Genomic DNA, 26,345 nt, shown 5'->3' on the forward strand with positions numbered 1-26,345 from the left:
GGCGCAGCGGACGGGACTCGAACCCGCGACCCCCGGCGTGACAGGCCGGTATTCTAACCGACTGAACTACCGCTGCGCGTAACATTGAAAGCAAGTGGTGGGTGATGACGGGATCGAACCGCCGACCCTCTGCTTGTAAGGCAGATGCTCTCCCAGCTGAGCTAATCACCCTTGTACTTCGCTTTCGTTGCGGGGCGCATTCTCTCACACTATTTGTGTAAGTGGTTGTTTTTATTTGGCTTTTTTCAAAGCCTTGTAAAAACATCCGTTTCCATCGCCCTGCATCTTTGATTTCGCAGCGAACTGCCAAACCGAAGCCTTTCGGGTAAACCTGCATTTATCAGGCTTATCCCAACCACAAGCGTTCAAGGGGCTTATGGCAACAAAAATGGCGCAGCGGACGGGACTCGAACCCGCGACCCCCGGCGTGACAGGCCGGTATTCTAACCGACTGAACTACCGCTGCGCGTAACACTGTGAGCGAATGGTGGGTGATGACGGGATCGAACCGCCGACCCTCTGCTTGTAAGGCAGATGCTCTCCCAGCTGAGCTAATCACCCTTTCACTCTCGGTGTGGCGCGCATTCTACGGAGCGACTTATAGTCTGGCAAGTACTTTTTAAAATAATTTTCCCAAGCACTACAAAGGCTTAGCGCAGGGTTGGCCTATTAAGGTTATCAAGCGAATAATGCGTCTTTGTATATAGGAGTGATTCACCCCATGTGGTTCAAAAACCTGCTTATCTATCGCCTGACCCAAGATCTGCCATTTGATGCACAGGTGCTGGAAACTGCACTGGCCACCAAACTGGCCCGCCCGTGTTCAAGCCAGGAAGTAGCCACCTACGGTTTCGTTGCCCCGTTCGGCAAAGGCGAAGACGCCCCGCTGGTTCACGTCAGCCAGGAATTCCTGCTGATTGCCGCCCGCAAAGAAGAGCGCATCCTGCCGAGCAGTGTGGTGCGTGATGCATTAAAGGAGAAGGTCGAAGAGATCGAGGCCGAGCAAATGCGCAAGGTCTACAAAAAGGAACGCGATCAGCTCAAGGATGAAATCATCCAGGCGTTTCTGCCCCGCGCCTTTATCCGCCGCTCCGCCACCTTTGCCGCCATCGCGCCAAAACAGGGCCTGATCCTGGTTAACGCCTCCAGCCCGAAACGCGCCGAGGATTTACTGTCCACCCTGCGTGAAGTGATCGGCTCGCTGCCGGTTCGCCCACTGGCAGTCAAGGTTGCACCAAGTGCGGTGATGACGGAATGGGTCAAGACCCAGAAAGCCGCCGACAACTTCTTTGTCCTCGACGAATGCGAGCTGCGCGACACCCATGAAGATGGCGGCATCATCCGCTGCAAACGCCAGGACCTGACCAGCGACGAAATCCAGCTGCACTTGAGCACTGGCAAAGTCGTAACCCAGCTGTCGCTGGCCTGGCAGGACAAACTGTCGTTCGTACTGGACGACAAACTGGTGGTCAAACGCCTGAAATTCGAAGACCTGCTGCAAGACCAGGCCGAACAGGACGGCGGTGATGACGATCTGGGCCAGCAGGACGCCAGCTTCACCCTGATGATGCTGACCTTCGGCGAGTTCTTGCCACAGCTGTTTGAAGCACTGGGCGGCGAAGAGATCCCACAGGGCATCTAAACACCCGCTGCAATCGTTTTTTTTGTGGGAGCGAGCCTGCTCGCGAAAGTAGCGCCACGGCGCTCACGAGATCTTCGCGAGCAGGCTCGCTCCCACAATCATATCCACCAGAACAACCACAATAAGGACCACCATGCGCGCACTTGCTGCCTTAAGCCGCTTTGTCGGTAATACCTTTGCTTACTGGGTTCTGATTTTTGCCGTGCTGGCGTTTCTTGAGCCAGCCTGGTTTGTTGGCCTTAAAGGCTACATCGTGCCGCTGCTTGGCGTGGTGATGTTCGGCATGGGCCTGACCCTCAAACTCGATGACTTCGCCGAAGTCGCCCGTCACCCCTGGCGTGTGGCGCTGGGTGTGGTTGCACATTTCGTGATCATGCCCGGCGTGGCGTGGTTGCTTTGCCAGGTGTTCCACCTGCCACCGGAAATCGCCGTTGGGGTGATCCTGGTCGGTTGCTGCCCAAGCGGTACCTCGTCCAATGTCATGACCTGGCTGGCCCGGGGCGATCTGGCGCTGTCGGTGGCGATTGCCGCCGTGACCACCCTCCTCGCCCCCTTGTTGACCCCGGCCCTGATCTGGCTGCTGGCGTCGGCCTGGCTGCCGGTTTCGTTTATGGAGCTGTTCTGGTCGATCCTGCAGGTTGTGTTGCTACCGATTGTGCTCGGCGTACTGGCACAGCGCCTGCTTGGCGCACGGGTGCGCTTTGCCGTCGATGTGCTGCCGCTGGTGTCAGTGGTCAGCATCGTGATTATCGTCGCCGCCGTGGTGGCGGCCAGTCAGGCGCAAATCGCCAAGTCCGGCTTGCTGATTATGGCCGTGGTGATACTGCATAATAGTTTCGGCTATTTGCTCGGTTACTTTACCGGCCGTCTGTTCAAATTGCCCCTGGCCCAGCGTAAATCCCTGGCCCTGGAAGTCGGCATGCAGAACTCGGGGCTGGGCGCGGCTCTGGCCAGCGCCCACTTCTCGCCGTTGGCGGCCGTGCCCAGTGCGCTGTTCAGCGTTTGGCACAATATTTCGGGGGCGCTGCTGTCGACCTATTTCCGGCGCATGAGCGAAAAAGAAGATCGCCTGGCAGCAGCCAAGGCTGCTATTGAGTGAAAAATCGGGGTTGCCTGTGGGAATAATCATGTGCAATATACTGCGCACTGCGAGGACGACCTCGCGACTCATCGAGTGATTATTCCGGGGACGACCCCATCAGTTGATGGAGAAGACCATGTCCTGGATCATTCTGTTTTTCGCCGGCCTGTTTGAAGTTGGCTGGGCTGTAGGCCTTAAGTACACCGACGGTTTCAGCCGCCCGTTGCCGACGGCCCTGACTGTAGGCGCCATGATCATCAGCCTTGGCTTGCTGGGTCTGGCCATGAAAGAACTGCCGCTGGGCACTGCCTACGCAATCTGGACGGGCGTTGGCGCGGTGGGCACTGTGATTGCCGGGATCATCCTGTTTGGTGAATCCATGGCGTTGTTCCGGCTGGCCAGTGTTGCACTGATCATTGCCGGCCTGGTGGGCCTTAAAGTCAGCACATAGCACGAAAAACTGTGGGAGCGGGCTTGCTCGCGATTGGGCCGACCTGGTATTCAAGTCCCCCTTCGCGAGCAGGCTCGCTCCCACAGTGTTTTTGATTTACTGCACAGCCCCGCGCAACGCCATCACCCGCTCACGCAACAGCTTTTGCGTAGCCTCATCAGCCGCTATCGGCGCACCGGCAACCAGCGTCACCCGCGACCATAGGCGATGGAAAAAGCCCTTGTGCGGATCGCGACTGAAAAAACTGCCCCACAGCCCCTGCAACGCCATCGGAATCACCGGCACCGGCGTGCGCTCCAGAATCCGCATCACCCCCGCCTTGAACTCGTCGATCTGTCCGTCCGTGGTGAGCTTGCCCTCAGGGAAGATGCACACCAGTTCGCCGTCAGCCAGATAGCGAGCAATCCTGTCGAATGCCTGATCATGGATTGCTTCATCTTCCCCCCGACCGGCAATGGGAATAGTCCCCGCAGTACGGAAGATAAAGTTCAGAACCGGCAAATCGTAAATTTTGTAATACATGACAAAGCGAATCGGACGACGCACTGCGCCGCCTATCAATAATGCATCGACATATGAGACATGGTTGCACACCAACAACGCTGCCCCCTCATCGGGGATCAGCTCCAGGTGCTTGTGCTGCACGCGGTACATGGAATGGCCAAGCAGCCAGATCAAGAAGCGCATGCTGAATTCAGGCACGATTTTGAAGATGTAGGCGTTGACCGCAATATTCATCAACGACACCACCAGAAACAACTCGGGGATCGTCAGCCCGGCCACGCTGAGCAACAGGATGGTGACCAGTGCCGACACCACCATAAACAGCGCATTGAGGATATTGTTGGCCGCGATCACCCGCGCCCGCTCGCTCTCCGAGGTGCGCGACTGGATCAGCGCATACAACGGCACTATATAGAAGCCGCCAAACACGCCGAGTCCAAGAATATCCAGCAGCACCCACCAGGCCTGGCTGAAACCCAGTACGCCCAGCCAGTCGTTGGCCTGGATGTTTTGCGGCATCAGCCCCGAATGCCACCACAGCAACAGGCCAAATACGGTCAGGCCAAACGAACCAAAGGGCACCAGCCCAATTTCGACCTTGCGCCCCGACAGTTTCTCGCACAACAACGACCCCAGTGCGATACCCACTGAGAACACTGTAAGGATCAACGTCACAACGGTCTCGTCGCCAGACAGCCAGTCCTTGGCGTAGGCCGGGATCTGCGTCAGGTAGATCGCACCAACAAACCAGAACCACGAATTGCCCACCACGGAACGGGATACCGCAGGCGTCTGATTCAGACCCAGGCGCAGAGTGGCCCAGGATTCGCTGAAAATATTCCAGTTCAGCCGCAACTGCGGCGTATCTGCCGGCGCAGACGGAATGGCGCGACTGGCCAGGTACCCCAGCACTGCGACCGCGATAATCACCAGCGAAACGATAACCGTGTAATTGCCGGAGGACAGCATGATCCCGGCGCCAATGGTGCCCGCCAGAATCGCCAGAAAAGTGCCCATTTCCACCAGGCCATTACCACCCACCAGCTCTTCTGGCCGCAGGGTCTGCGGCAGTATCGAGTACTTGACCGGGCCGAACAGCGCCGAATGGGTGCCCATCGCGAACAATGCGACCAGCATCAATGCCAGGTGGTCGAATGCAAAGCCAATGGCTGCAACCACCATGATGGCGATTTCGCCCAGCTTAATCAGACGAATCAGACGGTCCTTGGCGTACTTTTCACCAAACTGACCGGCCAGGGCCGAGAACAGGAAAAAAGGCACGATAAACAGCAACGCGCACAGATTGACCCAGATACCCCGGTCACCTTCGATATTGAGCTTATAAAGGATGGCCAGAATCAGCGATTGCTTGAACAGGTTGTCATTGAGCGCGCCCAGGGCCTGGGTCACGAAAAAAGGCAGGAAGCGGCGCTTGCCTAGCAAGCTGAATTGCGAGGGGTGACTCATCATCCATGTACTCACGTTGCGCTGAAGGGCTTTCTCTTTGGAGGGCCGTTGTAACACTCAGGGCACAACCTTGCTCGGGTTCTGTGCATAGGTGCACAGAACCCGAGGGTACGTTTTACTTCTTCAACCCGGCAATGCAGGGCGAGACAAACAACTCGCCGTGATAGGCGCCTTGTACGGTGCGCTTGCCGACCAGCAGCCACATCAGGGCCAGCGCCAGTACCAACACACAACCGGCCACATCAAAGAAGCTCAGGTGCAGCATGCTGCCCAGGCGCAGGGTGGCCAGCGAGTACACCCCCAGCGGGAAGGTGAAGCCCCACCAGCCCAGGTTGAACGGGATGCCCGAGCGGAAGTAGCGAATAGTGATCAATGCCGCCATCACAATCCACCACAAGCCCACACCCCACAGAATCACCCCGCTGATCAGGCCCAGGCCTTCGACAATCTCACCGATTCGTGCCAGGCCATTGGCCGCAAAAATTTCCGGGGCATCGGCACCCAGCAACAGCAGGCCCAGTGCACCCGTACCGATAGGGCCTAACGCCAGCCAGCTGGATGCAGCCATGCTCTCGTGGGGCAGTTTATGCAGCGCCATGCGCAGGATCAAAATGGTCAGGATGCTGAATGCCACCGGCACCGAAAACGCCCACAGTACATAGCTGGTAATCAGCACATGAAACTGCGTGACGGTATCGCTCAGATACGGTGCCAAGAGACCGCCACTGGCTGCCGCAACCTCAGCGGCCACCACCGGCAGCAGCCAGACAGCAGTCATCTGGTCGATGCTGTGATCCTGACGGGTAAACATCAGGTAGGGGATCAGCACGCCACAGCCCAGCGCCATGGCCACATCGATCCACCACAGCACTTCGGCCACCTGCACCATGCCGTCACCCCAGCGCGGCACGCCGAACACCAGAAAGCCGTTGATGATGGTGGCCAGGCCCATGGGGATGGTGCCAAAGAACATCGACACTGTGGAGTGCCCGAAAATGCGCTGCGCCTCGTCGAAATACAACATCCAGCGCGCGCCATAAAGCACGCTGAATAGAATAAACAGACCGATATTGAACAACCACAACCCTTCGGCAAAGGCATGTACACCGGGAATATGCACCGGTAATTGAGCCAGGGCCAAGGCCAAAACCCCCGTACCCATGGTCGCGGCAAACCAGTTCGGGGTGAACTGGCGGATCACTTCGCGGGGGTGCTGCAAGTGGCTAAATGGCCGAAAAGCGGCTTTGGCTTTGTTTGGGCAAGTCATGGGTTCCTCCTGAGCCTCGTTTGAGGTGCAATTAGAGTAGAACCAAATCGAATATCTATATAACGGGTAATTTCTCTAACTGTTATCTACTACACCTATATAAGATCATATCGACCAACTTCAAACCCTGCGACACCAGGCCGCGCTCAGACCATGGTCGACACTGACGCGCTCCGAACATCATGCGAGACTAGCTGTCTCAAGCGGGATTGCTTGCGGCCTTATACCTTCAGGAGCGTCCATGTCGTTGTCCAGCGGGCTGATTGCCGCCGTTGCCCTGGCCTATATGGCCATTATGTTTGCCATTGCCTTTTATGGTGACCGGCGCAGCAAACCACTGCCGCCGCGGGTTCGCGCGTGGGTGTATAGCTTGTCGCTGGCGGTGTACTGCACCAGTTGGACGTTCTTCGGCGCCGTTGGTCAGGCCGCCGAACAACTCTGGGCATTCCTGCCGATTTACCTGGGGCCGGTACTGCTGCTGGTATGCGCGCCCTGGGTGCTGCAAAAGATGGTGATGATCAGCAAACAGGAGAACATCACCTCGATTGCCGACTTTATTGCCGCCCGCTACGGCAAGTCCCAGTCATTGGCCATTGTGGTGGCATTGATCTGCTTGGTGGGCGTACTGCCCTATATCGCCCTGCAGCTCAAAGGCATTGTGCTGGGGGTCAACCTGCTGATCGGCGCCGGCGCCGATGCAACCGGCTCGAGGGTCGAGGACACGGCGCTGATCGTGACCCTGGTGCTGGCGCTGTTCACCATCCTCTTCGGTACCCGCAACCTCGATGCCACCGAGCACCACCGCGGCATGGTGCTGGCGATTGCCTTTGAGTCGCTGGTCAAGCTGTTCGCCTTTCTCGCCGTCGGCGCTTTCGTAACCTATGGGCTGTATGACGGCTTCGACGATCTGTTCAATCAAGCCATGCTCGCACCGCGGCTTGAGGAGTACTGGAAAGAAACCGTCAATTGGCCCTCGATGATCGTCCAGACTGGCGTGGCCATGATGGCGATTATCTGCCTGCCCCGTCAGTTCCACGTTACCGTGGTGGAAAACATCGAACCCCAGGACCTGCAACTGGCCAAATGGGTGTTCCCGGCCTATCTGATTCTGGCCGGGCTGTTTGTAGTGCCCATCGCCCTGGCCGGGCAAATGTTGCTGCCAAGCTCGGTATTACCGGATTCATTCGTGATCAGCCTGCCCCTGGCCCAGGCCCACCCGGCGCTGGCCTTGCTGGCTTTTATCGGCGGTGCATCGGCGGCCACCGGCATGGTCATCGTGGCCAGCGTGGCGCTGTCGACCATGGTTTCCAACGACATGCTGCTGCCATGGCTGTTGCGCCACAAAAACGCCGAGCGCCCGTTCGAGGTGTTCCGCCACTGGATGCTTTCGGTGCGGCGCGTGTCGATTGTGGTGATTCTGCTGCTGGCCTATGTCAGCTACCGCCTGCTGGGTTCGACCGCCAGCCTGGCCACCATTGGCCAGATTGCCTTCGCTGCCGTCACCCAACTGGCGCCGGCCATGCTCGGCGCCCTGTACTGGAAGCAGGCCAACCGCCGGGGGGTTTTCGCCGGACTGGCGACAGGCACCTTTATCTGGTTTTACACCCTGGTACTGCCGATCATCGCCCACAGCTTTGGCTGGCACCTGAGCCACTTCCCTGGGCTGGCGTGGCTGCACAGTAACCCGCTGGGCCTTTCGATCACCCCGCTGACACAGGGTGTGGTGCTGTCACTGGCAGGCAACTTCACCCTGTTTGCCTGGGTTTCGGTGCTGTCGCGAACCCGCGTGTCAGAACACTGGCAGGCCGGACGTTTTATCGGCCAGGAGCTGAGCAGCCACCCCAGCGGTCGTTCGATGCTGTCGGTACAGATCAATGACCTGCTGGCCCTCGCCGCACGCTTTGTCGGCGAAGAACGCGCGCACCAGAGCTTTATTCGCTTCGCCTACCGTCAGGGCAAGGGCTTTAACCCTAACCAGAACGCCAATGGCGAATGGATCGCCCACACCGAACGGCTACTGGCCGGTGTGCTCGGCGCGTCCTCTACCCGTGCGGTAGTAAAAGCGGCGATTGAAGGCCGGGAAATGCAGCTGGAAGACGTGGTGCGGATTGCCGACGAAGCGTCCGAAGTACTGCAGTTCAACCGCGCCTTGCTCCAGGGCGCCATTGAAAACATCACCCAGGGCATCAGCGTGGTCGACCAGTCACTTAAGCTGGTGGCCTGGAACCGACGTTATCTGGAATTGTTCGACTACCCGGAGGGGTTGATCAGCGTGGGGCGCCCGATTGCTGACATTATCCGCCACAACGCTGAACGTGGCCTGTGCGGCCCCGGCGAAGCCGAAGTGCATGTGGCCCGGCGCCTGCACTGGATGCGTCAGGGTCGGGCGCATACCTCCGAGCGCCTGTTCCCCAATGGCCGCGTCATCGAGCTGATCGGCAATCCGATGCCCGGCGGCGGTTTCGTCATGAGCTTCACCGACATCACCGCGTTCCGCGAAGCTGAACAGGCCCTGACCGAAGCCAATGAAGGCCTGGAGCAACGTGTTGCCGAGCGCACCTTTGAACTGTCGCAGTTGAATCAGGCGTTAACCGAAGCCAAAGGCGTGGCTGAAACAGCCAGCCAGTCGAAAACCCGTTTTCTGGCAGCAGTCAGCCATGACCTGATGCAGCCCATGAACGCGGCACGCCTGTTCTCGTCTGCTCTTTCTCATCAAGAGGAAGGCTTGAGCGCCGAAGCCCGCAAGCTGGTGCAGCATCTGGACAGCTCACTGCGTTCGGCTGAAGACCTGATCAGCGACCTGCTGGATATTTCCCGCCTGGAAAACGGCAAGATCACGCCCGACATCAAGCCTTTTGCCATAAATGACCTGTTCGAAACCCTGGGCAATGAGTTCACTGCACAGGCCCAGGAACAGGGCCTGAGCTTCCGGGTTCACGGTAGCCGCGTGCGGGTCAACAGTGATATCAAACTGCTGCGCCGGATCCTGCAAAATTTCCTCACCAATGCCTTCCGCTACGCCAAGGGCCCGGTATTGCTGGGCGTACGCCGACGCGGCAGTGAGCTATGCCTTGAGGTGTGGGACCGTGGCCCGGGCATCCCGGAAGACAAACTGCAGGTCATTTTTGAAGAGTTCAAACGCCTCGACAGCCACCAGACCCGCGCCGAAAAAGGCCTGGGCCTGGGCCTGGCCATCGCCGACGGCTTGTGCCACGTACTTGGGCACAGCCTGCAAGTGCGCTCATGGCCCGGCTTTGGCAGCGTATTCAGCGTGCGCGTGCCGATGGCAAAGAGCCAGGCCGCACCGCAGCCGGTGGTCGCCGAGCAGAATGGCCAACCGCTAACAGGCGCCCGAGTGCTGTGTATCGACAATGAAGACAGCATCCTGATCGGCATGCAAAGCCTGCTGACACGCTGGGGCTGCCAGGTCTGGACAGCGCGCAACCGCGAAGAATGCGCGGCGTTGCTTAATGAAGGCGTGCGGCCGCAGTTGGTACTGGTTGATTACCATCTGGATGATGGCGAGGTCGGGACAGAGCTGATGCGCTGGCTAAGAGCCCAGTTGGGCGAGCCTGTACCGGGCGTGGTCATCAGCGCCGATGGCCGCCCCGAGATGATCGCCGAGGTGCATGCGGCCGGTCTTGAGTATCTGCCCAAGCCGGTCAAGCCCGCCGTGCTGCGGGCGCTGCTGAGCAGGCATGTGCCGCTCTAGCTGAGCGCCCTTGTGGGAGCGGGCTTGCTCGCGATAGTGCCAACTCGGTTTACTTGCAGAGCCTGGTTGATGCCATCGCAGCAAGCCCCCCCCCCCACAAAGCCATGCACACCGCTTATTCCGCCGGGTGGGCGACACCCTCTTCGTCGGTCATGGCCCGCTCCAGCAGGTCGGCTGGCAGGCTCTTGCTGGCCCGGGCCCCCAGCAGCTTGAGCTGTTCGCTGCGGCTGACCAGATTGCCGCGGCCTTCCGTCAGCTTATTGCGAGCTGAGCTGTAGGCCTTGTCCAACTGCTGCAGGCGATTGCCCACTTCATCCAGATCCTGAATAAACAAAACAAACTTGTCGTACAGCCAACCGGCACGCTCGGCAATTTCGCGGGCGTTCTGGCCTTGGCGCTCTTGTTTCCAGAGGCTGTCGATTACCCGCAAGGTGGCCAGCAGCGTGGTTGGGCTGACGATCACGATATGACGGTCAAATGCTTCCTGAAACAAGTTGGGCTCGGCCTGCAACGCCGCCGAAAAAGCCGCTTCGATGGGCACGAACAACAACACGAAATCCAGGCTGTGCAACCCCTCCAGACGCTTGTAGTCCTTGCTGGCCAACCCTTTCACATGATTGCGCAGCGATAGCACATGCTGCTTGAGCGCCGCCTGCCCGATCACGTCGTCGTCAGCCCCCACATATTGCTGATAAGCCGTCAGGCTGACCTTGGAGTCGACCACCACCTGCTTGTCACCGGGCAACATGATCAACACGTCTGGCTGGAAACGCTCTCCGTCCGGCCCCTTGAGGCTGACCTGAGTCTGGTACTCGCGGCCCTTCTCAAGCCCCGCGTGCTCCAGCACCCGCTCCAGAATCAACTCACCCCAGTTACCCTGGGTCTTCTGGCCTTTGAGGGCGCGAGTCAGGTTGGTCGCCTCATCGCTCAGGCGCAAATTCAACTGTTGCAGGCGCTCCAGTTCTTTGCCGAGGGAAAAGCGCTCCCGCGATTCCTGCTGATAGCTTTCTTCGACGCGCTTTTCAAACGACTGAATGCGTTCTTTAAGCGGATCGAGCAACTGCCCGAGGCGCTCATTGCTGGTTTCGGCGAAACGCTGCTCGCGCTCATCAAAGATCTTGCCCGCCAGCTCGGCAAACTGGGCCCGCAGCTCGTCCCGGGAACCCTGCAGGTCGTTCAGTCGTTGCTGATGGCTGTCTTGCTGTTCACGCAACTCTGCAGCCAGCCCAGACGCATGGGCATCCAGGCGCCGCAGTTCGACTTCTTTCTGGTTGCGCTCCAGGTTCCAGGCATGGGCGGCGTCGCGCCCATTGTCGCGCTCCACCTGCAAGAGCTCTACTTCGCGGCTCAATGCTGCCAGCTCGGCCTGCTTGGCGGCATTGGCCTGACCCAGGTCACTGACCTCGTCGCGACAGGCATCCAGCTGGGCGCCCAGACCTTCCTGGGCCAACTGCGCCGTATTCAAACGCTCGTTGAGCAACGCCAGCTCAGCGGGATGGCTGCCGAGTTTGCGTTGCAACTGCCAGATTAACGCCAGCAACGGCACGCCCGCTGCTGCCAGGCCAAGCAACAGACTGCTTAGATCCAGGGCCATAAACCCTCCGCACGAGGTAAAAGAACAAGGTTAACCAACAGGCCGCGCCGAAGACAGCTCAGTCTTGGGTCTTGTTCAATTCCTGCTGGGCCAGACGATCACCGGCGCGAGCGGCCTGACGCAACAGTTCGTGGCCAATGCGCTGATCGCGGGCGCTGCCGCATTCACGGCACATCAACTGGCCCAAACGGCTTTGCGCCAGCACCACGCCCTGGCGGGCAGGTTGCTTGAGCAAATGACCGGCAACGTGTTTGACGCTGGGGCTGGCGCTCAGGCGCGGGTTATCCAGCAGCCAGATCGCGACCCGCAAAGAAAAGCGTTTGGGTGCTTCAGTGGATGTATTGGGACGAGCAACAGAGGAAGTAGCGGTGCGGAACTTCATACGACACTGTAGGGCAGAACAGAAGGCGCGCCACTCTACTCCTTTTTTCGTCCGGGTAAAGCCCAAAAAAGTCGATACCCTTGATCTAGAGCAAGCGCTTTGGACAATCCACAGATCCTGTGGATAAGTCAGTGGACAACCTTGCTTTAACCCCCGCAAACGCCCACCCCGCGCGGCCTCAGGTCAAACTGTCGATTTTTTCACCAATTAAAAAAAACGATGTTTTTCATTGACTTAAATTTACAAGGCAGGCTAGCAAGAGCAAAACACGGGTATCTGCGCTGATTTTGCCACCAGCACTGTTAATGTGCACAAGCTCACATTCAGAGCAAAAAACCGGGCCTTTACCGGGCACGGCTTGCACGCTGACGCACCGCTGCGGCGCTTCATTCAAGGGGCTTGTTGCCGACAGAACACACACACCGCGCTACTGGCGAAACCGCTGAAATGTACTAGTCAGCGCCACACGCCAACCTGAGGTTGCGGCATGGCCACATAAAGTATTTTTGCTAGCATACTTGCGTTTAAAAATTCAACCCGTTAGTATCCGCAGCGTTAGTACCAAGCTGAAAGTCAATTCGGGCCGAACAAATCCCTCCAGCACCTCGCAAAAAGCGAACGTAAGCTGAACAAACGGGATCGACCCCCTCGATGGTTTCCAGGTAAATCTTGCGACGATACGGCCTCTGCACAAACGCACAGGGTATCGCGAAGTTCTTTTACTCTGACCGAACCAACCTGCAAATTGATCAGGATCTTCACCCGGAGCACGGAACCTTAGCTCCTGTTGTGACTGCCTGCCCTCCTAAGTACCTACCTGCCAGCCCAAGCGCCACATACTTAATGCGCTCCAACTGGCGGCTTTGTTCCAGTCAGGTTCTTCGTCCAGCCAAAGAATGGCTCGACGTCACTGGAACGTTTTAACGCAGCACGGATCAGATTCCGTGTCATTTGTAGGAACACCTAATAACTATGTCTACTCAAATCCATACTCAGGATGCCATTCGCACCCTAACCAACGCCTTTGCCCCAATGAACTGCCTGATTATGGCCGCTCGCAAAGGATGCTTCAGTTTCACCCTGGTCAACGAACACGGTATTGCCCGTCACAGCGAACGCCTGTACCCCGACCAGTATTCCAGCGCAGAACCTCTGCAAGCTGTGATCGAGCGTACCCGTCAGGCCCTGATTGCCTGATAGCTTGAGCGCTACACATCAAGCCCTGCCTGATTAGCAGGGCTTTTTATTGCCTGCACTTTAAGAAATATCCGGCATTGTTTAATTACTTGCGGATATATAGCCCGCTGACCGAAGCTTTAAATGTTTTAAAAACATAACTTTACAGCGAGAATCTGACACTACACTTCAACTCAAGCGGCATGATCCGCTTCCAGCGACCCCTTCCGATCCACTGCTGCCAAGCGCATGGGCCTCGCTGGTCATTTTCAGGCCTCGAGGACTTTATGGGTATCGCTGCCAGAGAGTTGAGCCATTACGTGATCCGGCCAACGCTTCTGTATCTGGGGCAAGACAACCCGGATGCAGAAGCTTTGTTGCTAGGTATTGCGGCCAGCCAGTCGCACCTGGGCTCGGCCCTGCACGATCGCCACGGTCACGGCCTTTATTGCATACGTGAGATACGCCATGCGGACCTGTGGGACCAATACCTGGCCCACGACCCGGATCTGGCGAGCCTGGTTCGCGGGCTGGCCAGTCAGCATGCGTTTTTGTGCAGCCCTCATATCGAGCTCACGGTTAATTTGCGCTACGCCACCGCCATTGCCTGGCTGTTGATAGAGCAACACAAAGTCGTTGTCCCCGCGGCTGACGATTTATTGGGCATGGCAAGGATCTGGCGCCAAGCCTTTGAACCACATGGACGTTTGCGCGATTTTGCCCACGCCTGGCACAGCTGCGTCTCACCTCTCAACCAGATTGCTTGAGATTCCCACCTACTATAACAACGTGTAAATGATTTAAAACCGGTCGGATTGTCCTACAAAACATCGCTATCTTCTTCGATTTAGCCTATAGCGCAACCACAAAAATGTTGGTAGTTTTCGTCCGGTGATCATAAGGAGTTCTAATAATGAAAAAAGTAATGCTCAAGACCACACTTGGCCTCGCCGTCACTTTGGCTTCCAGCCAGATTTTCGCTAGCGGCTTCGCACTCAACGAACAAAGCGTCAGCGGTATGGGGACCGGTTTCGCAGGTCGTTCATCTTCTGCCGACGATGCAAGTACCGTTTTCGGTAACCCTGCCGGTATGTCCCGCCTCAGCGGCCAGCAAGTAACAGGCGGTATCGCTGTTATTGATGCTTCGACCGATATCAAGGATGCCCGTGGCAGCATCTCGGGTACCAATAAAGGCGACATGGTTCCATTTACTGCCGTCCCTATGGGCTTTTACACCAACAAGCTCAATGACGAGTGGGCCGTAGGCTTCGGTGTTTATGCTCCGTTCGGCCTTGTGACCGACTACGAAAGCAGCTTCCAGGGCCGCGGCTTCGGCAGCAAAAGCGAAGTAAAAGTTGTAACCCTGCAACCTACCGTCAGCTATGCATTCAACGACAAGGTATCGATCGGCTTTGGCCCGACCATTAACCGCATCGCCGGTACACTCGAGTCCGAAGTCAGACTGACCCCGAACCCACTGGCCGGGGCAGGCGACAGCAATGTAAAAATCAAGGGCGACGATACCGCTCTGGGCTTTAACGTTGGTGTATTGGTACAGGCTACCGATACCACTCGCGTTGGTTTGACTTACCACTCCAAGGTTAAATACAAGCTCGAAGGCCACACTAACGTCACGGCCAGCAGCGACCCGTTCACGGCTGCCCGCCTGAAAAGCAACCGTTATGACGCCTCGCTGAAAATCGACACCCCTGAGTCCTGGGACCTGTCGGTTACACAAGAAATCAATGACGCGTGGAAGGTTTATGCAGGTACTACCTGGACTCGCTGGAGCCGCTTGAAAGACATCACCGTAGAGAACGAAGGCGTAACCGCCGCTGCCGGCGGCGCCGCATCGCCCGCACTGTTCAGCACCATCAAGGAAGAGCAGAACTGGCACGATACCTGGGCATACGCCATCGGTACTTCGTACCAGTTGAACAAGCAGTGGGTACTGCGTACCGGTCTGACCTGGGACCAGTCGCCTACCAACAATGAAAATCGCTCGCCACGTATCCCTACCGGCGACCGTACAATTTTCAGCTTGGGTGCCGGTTATGCCGTCAATGACAACCTGAACATTGACGTGGCTTATTCCTACCTCAAGGAAGAGTCCGTCAAGGTTGATGACGCCAAACCTCAGATCGGTAGTTACTACAGCTCCAAATATGAAAACAGTGCAAACGGTTTTGCTGTAGGTGCAACCTACAAGTTCTGATTCTCCGCGAGGCTAATCCCCTCGCCAGCTGAATCAAAAAAATCCCCGCTCTCGTTGCCGAGGCGGGGATTTTTAATGGCTGCGATTCAGGGCCTTGAAGCAATGGCCTTGTCGATGGCCTCGATCAATTCAGGACTGTCGGGCTTGGTTAAACTGGAGAAGCTGGCAATCACATTGCCCTGGCGATCCACCACATACTTGTAGAAGTTCCACTTCGGCGCATTGCTCTGCTCGGCCAGTACCTTGAACAGGTGCGCGGCATCAGGCCCCCGCACATGCTGCGGATCGATCATGGTGAACGTCACGCCATAGTTGACGTAGCAGACCTTGGCCGTCTCCTCACCATCCTTGGCCTCTTGCTTGAAGTCGTCTGAAGGCACGCCGATCAGCTCCAGCCCCTGGCCCTTGTAGCGCTGGTTCAACGCCTCAAGCCCCTTGAACTGCGGAGCAAATCCGCAAAAACTCGCGGTATTGACGATCAACAGCGGTTTACCGGCAAAGCGCTGGCACAGATCAATCGATTCCTTGGCCCGCAACTTGGGCAACGAGCCCTCCAGTAAAGGCGGGCAATCCGCCGCCCAGACCGAACCGGCGCAGGCCAACAGCAATACAGGCATCGCAATCCAGCGCTTAAGCATCATCGGTGTCCTTGAGAAAGAGGCAAGCTCAGAACTTACTCATCCGCCGCTACACTAGCAAGCACCCATACCCAACTGCATCAAGGCCAGCCCACCCTGATGCCAGCCCCACCAGACAAGAGCCAGCAACAAGGCACCGGCACTGACTGCACCCAACCAGATCCAGCTTGCACTCATCCTAAACTCCCTTGCGCCTGCAAACGGGCCACCGGGCGCTCGCGCACGGGCCAGTTCAAGGCAGCCGCCAACAGGCTCAACAAAATCGAGACTTGCCAGATCAGATCATAGCTGCCGGTCTGATCATAGACCACGCCACCCAGCCAGCCGCCCAGAAAAGCCCCCAGCTGATGGAAGAGAAATACGATCCCGCCCAGCATCGACAGGTTACGCACGCCAAACAGGGTCGCCACCGTGCCATTGGTCAGCGGTACCGTCGACAACCACAAAAAGCCCATGGCCATGCCAAACAGGTAAGCGCTGAGTTGTGTGATCGGCGCCCACAAAAACAATACGATCACTACCGCCCGCGCCAGGTACAAGGCCGTCAGCAAGCGCGGCTTGGACATGCGCCCGCCGAGCCAGCCAGCCGTGTAAGTACCGAAGATATTAAACAGACCGATCAGCGCCAGCACCGTGGTGCCAACTGTCGCCGGCAAATGCTGATCCACCAGATAGGCTGGCAGGTGGACACCGATAAACACCACCTGAAAGCCGCAAACAAAAAAACCCAACGCCAGCAGCCAGAAGCCCGAATGCGAGCAGGCCTCACGCAGGGCCTCCCTGAGGGTTTGCTCACCGCCCAGGCTTGGCAGCGGACGATCCTTGAGCATGCCCACTAATGGCACAATCATCGCTACCAGTACGCCCAACACCAAAAGCGCCGTCGACCAGCCGAGCCAGCCAATAAGGCCCAGGGTGCCGGGTAACATGGCAAATTGACCGAAAGACCCTGCGGCACTGGCGATGCCCATGCCCATGCTGCGTTTTTCTGCAGGCAGGGCACGGCCAACCACCCCCAGAATTACCGAGAACGATGTGCCCGACAGGCCGATACCGATCAGCAACCCCGCACTCAACGACAGCGACAGCGGTGAATCCGCCAACCCCATCAGCAACAGCCCTACGGCATACAGCACGCCGCCAACGATCACCACTTTCGCCGCGCCAAAGCGATCAGCCAACGCCCCGGTAAAGGGCTGTGCCAAGCCCCAGATCAGATTTTGCAGGGCGATGGCAAATGCAAACACCTCACGCCCCCAGCCAAACTGCGCGCTCATGGGCGGCAGAAACAACCCGAAGCCATGCCTGACACCCAACGACAATGCCAGAATGAGCGCACTGCCAAGAAGAACCCAAGCGCTGTTGCGCCACACCGTTGTCATTATTATTCTCCGGAAGCGGGTATATACCCATTTAAAGTCAAACGACTGAGTATCAGTCTTTACCCGCCAGCTCATCCAACAGTTGCAACAGCTGCGCACGCCTGGTTTCGCCCAAACGGTCCATCAAGCGCTGCTGGGCGGCCTCCCAGGCCGGCAAGGCAGCCGCAAGGCAGTCCTCACCTGCCCGAGTCAGGCACACCAGCCGGTTACGCTGGTCTGCGCCCTCAGTCATCTTCAGCAACCCGGCGCCCTCAAGCACCCGCACATTACGCCCCAAGGTACTGCGATCCAGCCCCATGGCTTCTGCCAGGGTGGAAATGCTCGGTTGATCGAGCCGCTTGAGATTGCACAGCAAGGAATACTGGGCGACGTTGATCCCGAAGCCATCGAGAGCGCCGTCGTAGTGCCTGCTCACGCCACGTGCAGCACGTCGCAGATTGGTACATAAACACTGGGTTGGTAACATTTTGTATGTATATACCCGCAATAAAAGACAATCAAGATTTATGTAACGCCACCCGCCCGGTTTTTTGTGGGAGCGGGCACGTTCACCGTCAGATCAGCGCCAATCCTACCAGCACCAGCACTTCGAGCAGTTCCAGCAGCGCCCCGGCGGTATCACCGGTAGTGCCGCCCAAACGACGGATCATCACCCTGCGCAACCAAACGAACCCCAGCGCTGCCAGGCCAAGCGCCAACCACCCAGAATAACCGGCCAACAGTACACAAACCAGGGCACTAAGCCCCAGCACCCACCAGCCTGCCTTGCGTGGCAGATGATCAGCCAGCGCCTGCCCCAATCCACCCGCGCGCACATAGGGCGTAGTCAGGAATACTGCCAGCAAAGCACTGCGCCCGATCAAAGGGACAATCAGCAAGGCAGTACCGTTGCCGTGCTCAAGCAACGCCAGCAGCGCGCAAAACTTGAGCAACAGCACCAGAATCAACACAACCACCGCAATCGGCCCGCTGCGCGGGTCTTTCATGATGGTCAGCGTACGCTCACGATCACCAAAACCGCCTAACCAGGCATCTGCACTATCAGCCAGGCCGTCCAGGTGCAAACCGCCACTGAGCAACACCCAAAGGGTCAGCAACAAGGCGGCGTGCAACATCAACGGCGCATCGGACAGCAGCCCGCTAACGCCGTACAGCAGCAGGCCGAACAACAATCCCACCAGTGGGTAAAACAACAAAGAGCGCCCCAGTTCTTGAGGCTGGGGCATCCCGGGCAAGCGAATCGGCAAGCTGCTTAAAAACTGCAGGGCAATCCAGAACGGCAACATCACTCGCCGACCTCGAGCAACTGATCATCCGCACCGACCCGCAAACCAATGAGCGCGCCGTGGCCCACAGGCACTTGCAACAGATGCTCACGGGGCAAGCCACGGGCCCGGCCCAGCAACAGTTTCATCACCCCGCCATGGCACACCACGAGCAGCCGCTCACCGGCGAACTGCTGCTGCAAACGGTTGACGGCAGACAGCACGCGCGCCGAAAACGCCAGCACTGGCTCACCCTCGGGCGGAGTAAAAGCATAGGGGTCAGCCCAGAACAAGCCCAGGGCCTGCTCGTCGGTTTCCATCAGCGCCGCAGCACTGCGCCCTTCCCACGCACCAAAATGCAGCTCTTGCAGATCTTTGTCGAAAGACACGGGAATATCGAGCTGCACGCTCAACTCCCGGGCAAACAATGCACAACGCTGCAACGGCGAGCTGACGATACGATCCCACGGCCCTTTGCCCTGGACCGCATCACGCATTTGCGTCCAGCCCAGAGCCGTCAAGGCGTCGTCCAGGCTGCCGCGCAAACCGCCTCCCAGCTCGGTTTCGCCATGACGCAGCAAATCCAGCTGTACGGTCATGCCGGGCGATCTGCCACTGCGGCTTGGGCAAACGTCGCCATCTGCCCGTGCAGGTCGCAGGCCAGACGCATCAACGGCACCGCCAGCGCAGCACCACTGCCCTCGCCCAGGCGCAATCCCAGATCAAGCAGTGGCTCGGCCTGCAGGCTCTCGAGCACATGACGATGGCCCTGCTCTGCCCCGCGATGGCTGAACACCAGCCACTCACGACACTGTGGATTCAGGCGCACGGTGACCATGGCCGCAACGGTGCAGATAAAGCCATCGACCACCGCTACAATCCCCTCCTGAGCGCAGGCCACATAAGCACCGACCAGGGCTGCAATTTCAAAGCCACCCAGACGAAACAGGGTCTGCAGCGGATCATCGAGATGCCCCTCGTGAAACGCCAGCGCCCGCTCAATCACCCGTGCCTTGTGGCTCACTCCCGCCGCATCCAGGCCAGTACCCGGCCCGGTCAACAGTGAAGCCGGACAAGCGAGCAACGCACTGGCCACCGCACTCGCGGACGCCGTGTTACCGATGCCCATTTCACCGCCAATAAACACTTCACTGCCTGCCGCCTGCGCCCGCAGCACGCTGTCGCGCCCGGCCTGCAGGGCTCTCAAACCTTGGCTGTCAGACATCGCCGGGGCCTGGACGAAATTGGCCGTACCCGCACCCAACTGCAGGTGCCGCACCCCGGCCAGCTCCAGCATCGGCGTGACCGTACCCAGGTCCACGACATCCAGTTGCGCACCCAACTGACGGGCCAACACGCTGATCGCCGCGCCGCCGCTGACAAAGTTATGCAGCATTTGCCCGGTCACCGCCTGCGGATAAGCCGAGACACCCTCGGCAACCACGCCGTGATCGCCGGCGAAAATGCCGATCCAAAGTTGATCGACACGGGGCTTGAGCCGCCCTTGCAACCCGGCCAGTTGCACTGCCAGCGCCTCAAGTTGACCTAGCGAGCCCGCGGGTTTGGTCAGTTGTTGCTGATGCTCGCCCGCAGCAGCTTGCATGTCACGATCAACGGGTTTGCAGGGCTTCAGCCACCAGGGGGTGCTCATAGTGCAGTTCCTTTCAACGTCAGGGGCAGGCCAGCCACTGTCAACACGACTCGCTGACAGCGCTCGGCCAGGGCTTGATGCAACCAACCGGCTTCATCGACATAGCGGCGAGTCAATTCGCCCAGCGGTACGACACCCATTCCGGTTTCGTTGCTGACAAACAGGATTTCGCCCGGCAGCTCAGCCAGGCATTCCAGCAGCGCATCACGCTCGGCGTTCAGGCGCTGAAGGTCTTCAAGCATCAGCAGGTTGGTCAGCCATAGCGTCAGGCAATCAACCAGCAGGCAAGCATCGGCGCGCGCGTTGTCGCGCAGTACGCGGGCCAATTCGACCGGTTCTTCAATCAGCGCCCAATGTTCAGGGCGGCGTTCGCGATGATGGCGCACGCGCTCATTCATCTCGCCGTCCAGCGGCTGGCTGGTGGCGATATAGGTAACAGCACAGCCAGACTCGGCCGCGAGCTTTTCAGCCAGACGGCTCTTGCCCGAACGGGCGCCACCCAAAATCAGTTGCAGCATGTCAATTAACCTCTGGAAATGCGGCAAGTCCACTGTGGCAGAGAGCCTGCTCGCGAAGTGGCATTGTTCGCGAGCAGGCTCGCTCCCACACGATTCAAATTCCGCACAGTTCGCGCAAGTACGCCGTATCCAGGTGGTTTTCCACCAGATCCGCCAGCCGCTCGATATCCCGCTCGCGCAGGGCGTGGTAGTCCACGGCCTGCACATCCTGCAAACCGGCCCAGCGCAACAACGCGCTGCAAGCGGCAGGGGATTCGAACAGGCCATGCAGGTAAGTACCGAGAATCTGCCCGTCCGCGCTTTGTGCACCCTCACGGCGTCCGTCATCCAGATGCACTGCCGGTTGCTCCAGAGCAGCCCCCGTCGTCACGCCCGCGTGGATTTCGTAACCCATGACCTCGGCGTTTTCCAGGGCCAGGTGCCCGCGCACATTGCGTAACTGTTTTTCGGCAGCCAGTTCGGTACTGAATGCCAGCAAGCCCAGCCCGGCACTGCTGCCCGCAGTGCCTTCAAGGCCCAGCGGGTCGTGCACCTGCTCACCAAGCATCTGCAAACCGCCGCAAATCCCCAGCAGCTTGCCGCCATAGCGCAAGTGACGGCTGATGACCGTGTCCCAGCCATTGGCGCGTAAATAGGCCAGATCACTGCGCACGCTTTTGGAACCGGGCAGGATGATCAGGTCGGCAGGCGGGATAGGCTGCCCCGGCCCGACAAACTGCAAGTCCACTTGCGGGTGCAGGCGCAGCGGGTCGAAGTCGGTGTGGTTGCTGATGCGCGGCAGCACCGGCACCACCACCTTGAGCACCTGGTCGGCCTTGTCGGTCTGGCGCTGGTCGATGCCGTCTTCGGCCTCGAGGTGCAAGTCCATCACATAGGGCAGCACACCGATCACCGGTTTGCCGGTGCGCTGCTCCAGCCAGTCGAGGCCGGGCTGGAGCAGCGCAATATCGCCGCGAAAGCGGTTGATGATAAAGCCCTTGACCCGCGCCTGCTCGGTGTCCGAGAGCAATTCCAGAGTACCGACCAGATGAGCAAACACGCCACCACGATTGATATCGGCGATCAGCACCACCGGGCAGTCCACCGCCTCGGCAAAGCCCATGTTGGCGATATCACCGGCCCGTAGATTGATCTCGGCCGGCGAACCGGCGCCTTCTACCATCACCACCGGGTACGCCGCACTCAAACGCTGGTGCGAGGCCAGAACGGCCTGCATGGCGATGGCCTTGTAATCGTGATACGCCACGGCATTCATGCTGGTGACAGCACGACCATGAATGATTACCTGGGCTCCGGTGTCGCTATTGGGCTTGAGCAGCACCGGGTTCATGTCCGTGTGCGGTGCCAGCCCGGCTGCCTGTGCCTGTACTGCCTGGGCGCGACCGATTTCACCGCCTTCGGCAGTCACGGCACTGTTGAGCGCCATATTTTGTGGTTTGAACGGCACCACCGCCACGCCCTGACGGGTCAGCCAGCGGCACAGGGCCGTCACCAGGGTGCTTTTACCGGCATCGGACGTGGTGCCCTGCACCATCAACGTGCTCATAAGGATTCCTTGGTGTACGCCGCCAGAGCCTGCTCCAGGCGCAGCCAGTCAGCTTCTTCGGCTGGCAGGCCAAAACGCACGCTGCTGTTGTGGGTAAACAGGCGCAGCAAAATGCCGCGGTGCGCCATAAACTCGTAAAGGCTATCGGCATGGGAGGTGATCAACCACTGGAACAGCGCACAGCCCCCTTGCGGCGGCAGATCATGCAAGCCCAACAGACGTTCCAGACGCCCGCTGGCCAGTTCGCTGCGTTCGCGCTGACGAGCTTGGGCCTCGGAGTCGAGCAGGCAGGCCTGGCCGACAATCCGCGTCGGGCCGCTGACCGCCCAGGGACCGACTTGCTCGGCCAGCAACTTGAGTAACTTGAGTTCAGCCAGCACAAAACCCAGCCGAACGCCCGCCAGGCCAAAAAACTTGCCGAAAGAGCGCAATACGATCAACCCGGTACGCTGGGTATGCGCGGCCAGGCTCAGTTGCGGCGTGTTGTCCATAAAGGCTTCGTCCACCACCAGCCAGCCGCCGCGCTGCATCAGCCGCGCATGCCACTCCAGCAGGCGTTCCGGGGTCAGACTCAAGCCCGTGGGATTGTTGGGGTTGACCACCACCAGCACATCCAGTGTGTCGATGTAGAAGTCGATTTCCTGCTCCATGATTTCCCGCACGATATGCCCGCTGCGCCGCCACGCATGGGCATGCTCGGCGTAACACGGCGACAGCACGCCAACCTTGCCGCTACGGCGCAAACGCGGCAGCAACTGAATGGCACACTGTGAACCCGGTACCGCCAGCACATGCGGCGCGCCGTAATAGGCGCAGGCCGCTTGCTCAAGGCCGTCATCGGCCTCAGGCAAGCGCGCCCAGGCGCGTTCGGGCACCTGGGGGATTGCAAAGGGCCAGGGCGCCAGGCCGGTGGACAGGTCCAGCCAGTCCGCCTCGGCAATGCCGTAGTGCAACGCCGCCTTGCGCAAACGCCCACCGTGCTCAAGCATAGAATTCACTCCAGACACACAGGATCAGCAGCCACAGCCATACGCCACGCTGCACCAGTTGCCAGCCACGGCCGATCGACTCGGCGTCTGCCGGTGCACCTTCGCCCAATTGCGGGCGCTCATGCAGTTCGCCGTGATAAATCGCCGGGCCACCCAACTCAACACCCAGCGCTCCGGCACCAGCAGCCATGACCGGGCCGGCATTGGGGCTGTCCCACAGCGGTGCCTGCTTGCGCCAGCTCTTCAGGGCCAGTCGGGTTTTACCCAAAGCGGCATAGGTCAACGCAACCAACCTTGCAGGAATATAGTTAAGAACATCGTCGATCCGCGCCGCAGCCCAGCCAAAACGCTCAAAGCGTTCGTTGCGATAGCCCCACATGGCATCCAGGGTATTACTCAAACGATAGAGCACCACCCCTGGCGCACCCGCGACCACAAACCAGAAAATCGCGGCAAATACCGCATCGCTGCCGTTTTCCAGCACCGACTCGGTGGCGGCACGGGCCACTTCGGTAGAATCCAGCTCACTGGTCTGACGGCTGACCAGATAACCCACCCGCGTGCGCGCCTCATCCAGGTTATTGGCGCGCAATGCCTCGGCTACTGGTTGTACGTGCTCACCGAGGCTGCGCATGCCCAGTGCGCAATACAGCGCCGCAATGTCCACCAGCCAGCCAATATAAGGCAGCCAGGACAGGGCCGTGGCCAGGATCGTCAGCGGCAGCACTGCCAGTACCCAGGCCGTGACACCATGACTGCGCCAGCCACGGCCGCCGGAATTGAAACGCTGCTCAATACGCTCGGCCATACGGCCAAAGGCAACCAGCGGATGCCAGCGTTTGGGCTCGCCGAGCAACGCATCCAGCGCCACCCCGGCAACGCACAGCAACGCCACACTCATGGACTCACTCCCCAATAATTCTCGTACACCAGTTCACTGAGCGGACGCGCTTGCGCCCACCCTTCCAGGACCAGCATCGGCGCCGGATAAAACGCCTCGACCGGGCCCAGGCACAGTACAGCGAGCGGCTTGGCCCCGGCAGGCAACCCCAGCAGATCAGCCAGTGCCTGCGGTTCGAACAATGACACCCAGCCCATGCCCAGCCCTTCGACCCGGGCCGCCAGCCACAGGTTTTGAATGGCACAGGACAAGGACGCCATGTCCATTTCCGGCAGCGTACGGCGACCAAAAATGTGCTTTTCGCGGTCATCCATCAACGCAGCCACCAGCACCTCGGCGCAATCGTTGATACCTTCGACCTTGAGCGTCATGAATTCATCGGAGCGCTGGCCCAGGGCATCCGCGGTGCGTACCCGCTCTTCTTCCACCAGACCCTGGATCTTGCCGCGCAGCTCGCGGTCAGTGATGCGGATAAACCGCCACGGCTGCATCAAGCCCACGCTCGGGGCTTGATGCGCCGCTTCCAGCAAACGCGACAACAACTCGGGTGCCACAGTGCCACCACTGAAGTGGCGCATATCACGACGCTCGGCGATGGCGCGGTACACGGCGGCGCGTTCTTGCGGGCTGAATGCGTTATCGCTCATGGCACCTTCACGGCACATGGCGCAAACAACGCGGCAATGGCCTGAGGATTGGACGGGAAGTAAAAGTGTACATAAGAAGCGGTCATTCGCCCTTCGCGATACACCGCTTCGGCGCCGCGCCCGCCATTGGGGCTCAGGCCGCGAGCAACAGGCTCAAGTTCGGTACTGGTCAGCGAGTGGTGGTAGGTGTGGCCGCGCAACAGCCCTTCAGGCATGTCCACAGCTTGCAGCGCCAGGGCAGCCAGGCGCTTTTGCATCGTCGCCTCCCCTGCCAGCAAGCCAACCAGTTCGGCGCGCTGGCCCTCGACATCGGTCAGGGCATCGAGCAGGTAAAGCATGCCACCGCACTCGGCCAGCAGCGGTTTACCGGCCCTGTGGTGTGCGCGAATCGCCATGAGCATCGGCACGTTGCGCGACAGCTCAAGGTGATGCAGTTCAGGGTAACCACCGGGCAAATACAGGCTGTCTGCTTCAGGCAGCTGACTGTCACGGATCGGTGAGAAAAACAGCAGTTCGGCGCCCATATCACGTAATAACGCGAGGTTGGCGCCATAAGTGAAGGCAAAGGCTTCGTCGCGGGCCACGGCAATTCGCACACCTGCCAGCAGCGGCTCGACGGCCACCGGCTCAGGCGCAGCGAATTCAACCGGCGGTGGCAGCGCTACCTCACAGGTGCTGGCCAGGGCATTGGCCGCCGCATCCAGGCGCGCATCCAGATCATTCAGCTCGCTGGCCTGCACCAGTCCCAGATGACGGCTTGGCAGTTCGATGCCGGTTTCGCGGGACAGCGCGCCGTACCAGCGCAAGCCTTCGGTCAGGCTGCCTTCGAGCAACTGTGCATGGCGTACGGTGCCAACTCGATTGGCCAGCACCCCGGCAAACGGCAGATCCGGCTGATAGCGCGCCAAACCAAGGGCCAGCGCACCAAAGGTTTGGGCCATGGCAGTGCCATCAATCACCCCCAACACCGGCACGCCAAAATGCCGTGCCAGATCGGCGCTGGAAGGCGTGCCGTCAAACAGCCCCATCACACCTTCAATCAAAATCAGGTCCGCCTCACCGGCGGCTTCCCACAGCAGGCGACGGCTTTCCTCGGCGCCCACCATCCACAAATCCACCTGATACACCGGCGCACCGCTGGCGCGCTCCAGGATCATGGGGTCGAGAAAATCCGGGCCGCACTTGAATACCCGCACCTTGCGCCCCTGATTGCGATGCAACCGGGCCAAAGCCGCTGTAACCGTGGTCTTGCCCTGACCGGAAGCCGGCGCGGCGATCAGCACCGCCGGGCAATGACGTGACGCTCTCATACTTCAA

Annotated in this window: 24 protein-coding genes and 4 tRNA genes; 7 read left to right on the top strand and 21 right to left on the bottom strand. The window is 59.2% G+C overall.

Annotation, left to right across the window (positions count from 1 at the left end; all coding sequences use genetic code 11):
• Positions 1-2 precede the first annotated feature (2 nt).
• The 4 genes from GHN92_RS12910 to GHN92_RS12925 all read right to left on the bottom strand — a co-directional run bounded on the left by GHN92_RS12910 (position 3) and on the right by GHN92_RS12925 (position 561).
• A tRNA-Asp gene (locus GHN92_RS12910) sits at positions 3-76 on the bottom strand.
• 19 nt (positions 77-95) lie between these two features.
• A tRNA-Val gene (locus GHN92_RS12915) sits at positions 96-171 on the bottom strand.
• Between the two features lie 218 nt (positions 172-389).
• Positions 390-466: transfer RNA gene (locus GHN92_RS12920), tRNA-Asp, on the bottom strand.
• Between the two features lie 19 nt (positions 467-485).
• Positions 486-561 (bottom strand) — tRNA-Val (locus GHN92_RS12925).
• Between the two features lie 160 nt (positions 562-721).
• Between GHN92_RS12925 and rdgC the strand changes: the two genes are divergently transcribed.
• The 3 genes from rdgC (at position 722) to sugE (ending at position 3,174) form a co-directional block, all read left to right on the top strand.
• Positions 722-1,642: a recombination-associated protein RdgC gene (gene rdgC, locus GHN92_RS12930; protein WP_133144866.1), complete on the top strand. Its 921-nt coding sequence runs from the start codon at positions 722-724 to the stop codon at positions 1,640-1,642.
• 133 nt (positions 1,643-1,775) lie between these two features.
• Positions 1,776-2,741, top strand: coding sequence for a bile acid:sodium symporter family protein (locus GHN92_RS12935; protein ID WP_095003104.1), 966 nt, complete (start codon positions 1,776-1,778; stop codon positions 2,739-2,741).
• Positions 2,742-2,859: 118 nt separating this feature from the next.
• Positions 2,860-3,174, top strand: coding sequence for a quaternary ammonium compound efflux SMR transporter SugE (gene sugE / locus GHN92_RS12940; protein WP_095003103.1), 315 nt, complete (start codon positions 2,860-2,862; stop codon positions 3,172-3,174).
• A gap of 96 nt (positions 3,175-3,270) precedes the next feature.
• Here the strand turns inward: sugE and GHN92_RS12945 are convergent, their stop codons facing one another.
• Positions 3,271-5,145, bottom strand: coding sequence for an MFS transporter (locus GHN92_RS12945; protein ID WP_095039251.1), 1,875 nt, complete (start codon positions 5,143-5,145; stop codon positions 3,271-3,273).
• A gap of 115 nt (positions 5,146-5,260) precedes the next feature.
• Positions 5,261-6,412 (bottom strand): TDT family transporter, encoded by a 1,152-nt coding sequence (locus GHN92_RS12950; protein ID WP_153380346.1) that lies wholly within the window; start codon positions 6,410-6,412, stop codon positions 5,261-5,263.
• A gap of 241 nt (positions 6,413-6,653) precedes the next feature.
• Here GHN92_RS12950 and GHN92_RS12955 point away from each other — a divergent pair, with 241 nt between their 5' ends.
• Positions 6,654-10,124: a PAS domain-containing hybrid sensor histidine kinase/response regulator gene (locus GHN92_RS12955; protein ID WP_095003100.1), complete on the top strand. Its 3,471-nt coding sequence runs from the start codon at positions 6,654-6,656 to the stop codon at positions 10,122-10,124.
• A 115-nt stretch (positions 10,125-10,239) separates the two neighbouring features.
• On the opposite strand, the gene rmuC is transcribed toward GHN92_RS12955, so the two are convergent.
• Both rmuC and GHN92_RS12965 read right to left on the bottom strand, forming a co-directional pair.
• Positions 10,240-11,604: a DNA recombination protein RmuC gene (gene rmuC / locus GHN92_RS12960; RefSeq protein ID WP_165446514.1), complete on the bottom strand. Its 1,365-nt coding sequence runs from the start codon at positions 11,602-11,604 to the stop codon at positions 10,240-10,242.
• A 172-nt stretch (positions 11,605-11,776) separates the two neighbouring features.
• A complete protein-coding gene (locus GHN92_RS12965) occupies positions 11,777-12,100 on the bottom strand; it encodes a hypothetical protein (protein WP_095003098.1) in 324 nt (107 codons plus the stop codon).
• Positions 12,101-13,072: 972 nt separating this feature from the next.
• Between GHN92_RS12965 and GHN92_RS12970 the strand changes: the two genes are divergently transcribed.
• From GHN92_RS12970 to GHN92_RS12980, 3 genes are all read left to right on the top strand, one after another.
• Positions 13,073-13,297: a hypothetical protein gene (locus GHN92_RS12970; RefSeq protein WP_019407963.1), complete on the top strand. Its 225-nt coding sequence runs from the start codon at positions 13,073-13,075 to the stop codon at positions 13,295-13,297.
• A gap of 266 nt (positions 13,298-13,563) precedes the next feature.
• The gene (locus GHN92_RS12975) at positions 13,564-14,043 is read left to right on the top strand and encodes a hypothetical protein (protein WP_095003097.1); all 480 of its coding nucleotides are present in this window, start codon (positions 13,564-13,566) and stop codon (positions 14,041-14,043) included.
• A gap of 146 nt (positions 14,044-14,189) precedes the next feature.
• Positions 14,190-15,491 (top strand): OmpP1/FadL family transporter, encoded by a 1,302-nt coding sequence (locus GHN92_RS12980; RefSeq protein ID WP_095003096.1) that lies wholly within the window; start codon positions 14,190-14,192, stop codon positions 15,489-15,491.
• 86 nt (positions 15,492-15,577) lie between these two features.
• Here the strand turns inward: GHN92_RS12980 and GHN92_RS12985 are convergent, their stop codons facing one another.
• From GHN92_RS12985 to GHN92_RS13040, 13 genes are all read right to left on the bottom strand, one after another.
• The gene (locus GHN92_RS12985; protein ID WP_165446506.1) at positions 15,578-16,129 is read right to left on the bottom strand and encodes a glutathione peroxidase; all 552 of its coding nucleotides are present in this window, start codon (positions 16,127-16,129) and stop codon (positions 15,578-15,580) included.
• 54 nt (positions 16,130-16,183) lie between these two features.
• The gene (locus GHN92_RS24170; RefSeq protein ID WP_254925250.1) at positions 16,184-16,306 is read right to left on the bottom strand and encodes a hypothetical protein; all 123 of its coding nucleotides are present in this window, start codon (positions 16,304-16,306) and stop codon (positions 16,184-16,186) included.
• Positions 16,303-17,511: an MFS transporter gene (locus tag GHN92_RS12990; RefSeq protein WP_095003094.1), complete on the bottom strand. Its 1,209-nt coding sequence runs from the start codon at positions 17,509-17,511 to the stop codon at positions 16,303-16,305. The genes GHN92_RS24170 and GHN92_RS12990 overlap by 4 nt, the downstream gene beginning before the upstream one ends.
• A gap of 52 nt (positions 17,512-17,563) precedes the next feature.
• A complete protein-coding gene (locus GHN92_RS12995; RefSeq protein WP_095003093.1) occupies positions 17,564-17,977 on the bottom strand; it encodes a MarR family winged helix-turn-helix transcriptional regulator in 414 nt (137 codons plus the stop codon).
• Between the two features lie 88 nt (positions 17,978-18,065).
• Entirely contained in the window at positions 18,066-18,797 is a 732-nt protein-coding gene (locus GHN92_RS13000) for an adenosylcobinamide-GDP ribazoletransferase (RefSeq protein ID WP_095027046.1), read from the bottom strand.
• A complete protein-coding gene (cobC, locus tag GHN92_RS13005) occupies positions 18,797-19,375 on the bottom strand; it encodes an alpha-ribazole phosphatase family protein (protein ID WP_133144864.1) in 579 nt (192 codons plus the stop codon). Before cobC ends, GHN92_RS13000 begins: the two co-directional genes overlap by 1 nt.
• On the bottom strand, positions 19,372-20,427 hold the full coding sequence (gene cobT, locus GHN92_RS13010) for a nicotinate-nucleotide--dimethylbenzimidazole phosphoribosyltransferase (protein ID WP_133144863.1): 1,056 nt from the start codon (positions 20,425-20,427) through the stop codon (positions 19,372-19,374). Before cobT ends, cobC begins: the two co-directional genes overlap by 4 nt.
• A complete protein-coding gene (gene cobU, locus GHN92_RS13015) occupies positions 20,424-20,945 on the bottom strand; it encodes a bifunctional adenosylcobinamide kinase/adenosylcobinamide-phosphate guanylyltransferase (protein ID WP_095003089.1) in 522 nt (173 codons plus the stop codon). Before cobU ends, cobT begins: the two co-directional genes overlap by 4 nt.
• A gap of 94 nt (positions 20,946-21,039) precedes the next feature.
• Positions 21,040-22,491 carry a cobyric acid synthase gene (locus GHN92_RS13020; protein WP_095019428.1) on the bottom strand — a complete coding sequence of 484 codons (1,452 nt, stop codon included), beginning with the start codon at positions 22,489-22,491 and terminating at the stop codon, positions 21,040-21,042.
• Positions 22,488-23,480, bottom strand: a complete 993-nt coding sequence (cobD, locus tag GHN92_RS13025) for a threonine-phosphate decarboxylase CobD (RefSeq protein ID WP_095003087.1) — start codon at positions 23,478-23,480, stop codon at positions 22,488-22,490. Before cobD ends, GHN92_RS13020 begins: the two co-directional genes overlap by 4 nt.
• Entirely contained in the window at positions 23,473-24,381 is a 909-nt protein-coding gene (gene cbiB / locus GHN92_RS13030) for an adenosylcobinamide-phosphate synthase CbiB (protein ID WP_095019427.1), read from the bottom strand. Before cbiB ends, cobD begins: the two co-directional genes overlap by 8 nt.
• A complete protein-coding gene (gene bluB, locus GHN92_RS13035; protein WP_095003085.1) occupies positions 24,378-25,028 on the bottom strand; it encodes a 5,6-dimethylbenzimidazole synthase in 651 nt (216 codons plus the stop codon). The genes cbiB and bluB overlap by 4 nt, the downstream gene beginning before the upstream one ends.
• Positions 25,025-26,338, bottom strand: a complete 1,314-nt coding sequence (locus tag GHN92_RS13040) for a cobyrinate a,c-diamide synthase (protein WP_153380348.1) — start codon at positions 26,336-26,338, stop codon at positions 25,025-25,027. The genes bluB and GHN92_RS13040 overlap by 4 nt, the downstream gene beginning before the upstream one ends.
• Positions 26,339-26,345: the final 7 nt, after the last annotated feature.

Source organism: Pseudomonas sp. FSL R10-2964, from assembly GCF_009600035.1.
GTDB classification, from domain to species: domain Bacteria; phylum Pseudomonadota; class Gammaproteobacteria; order Pseudomonadales; family Pseudomonadaceae; genus Aquipseudomonas; species Aquipseudomonas bubulae.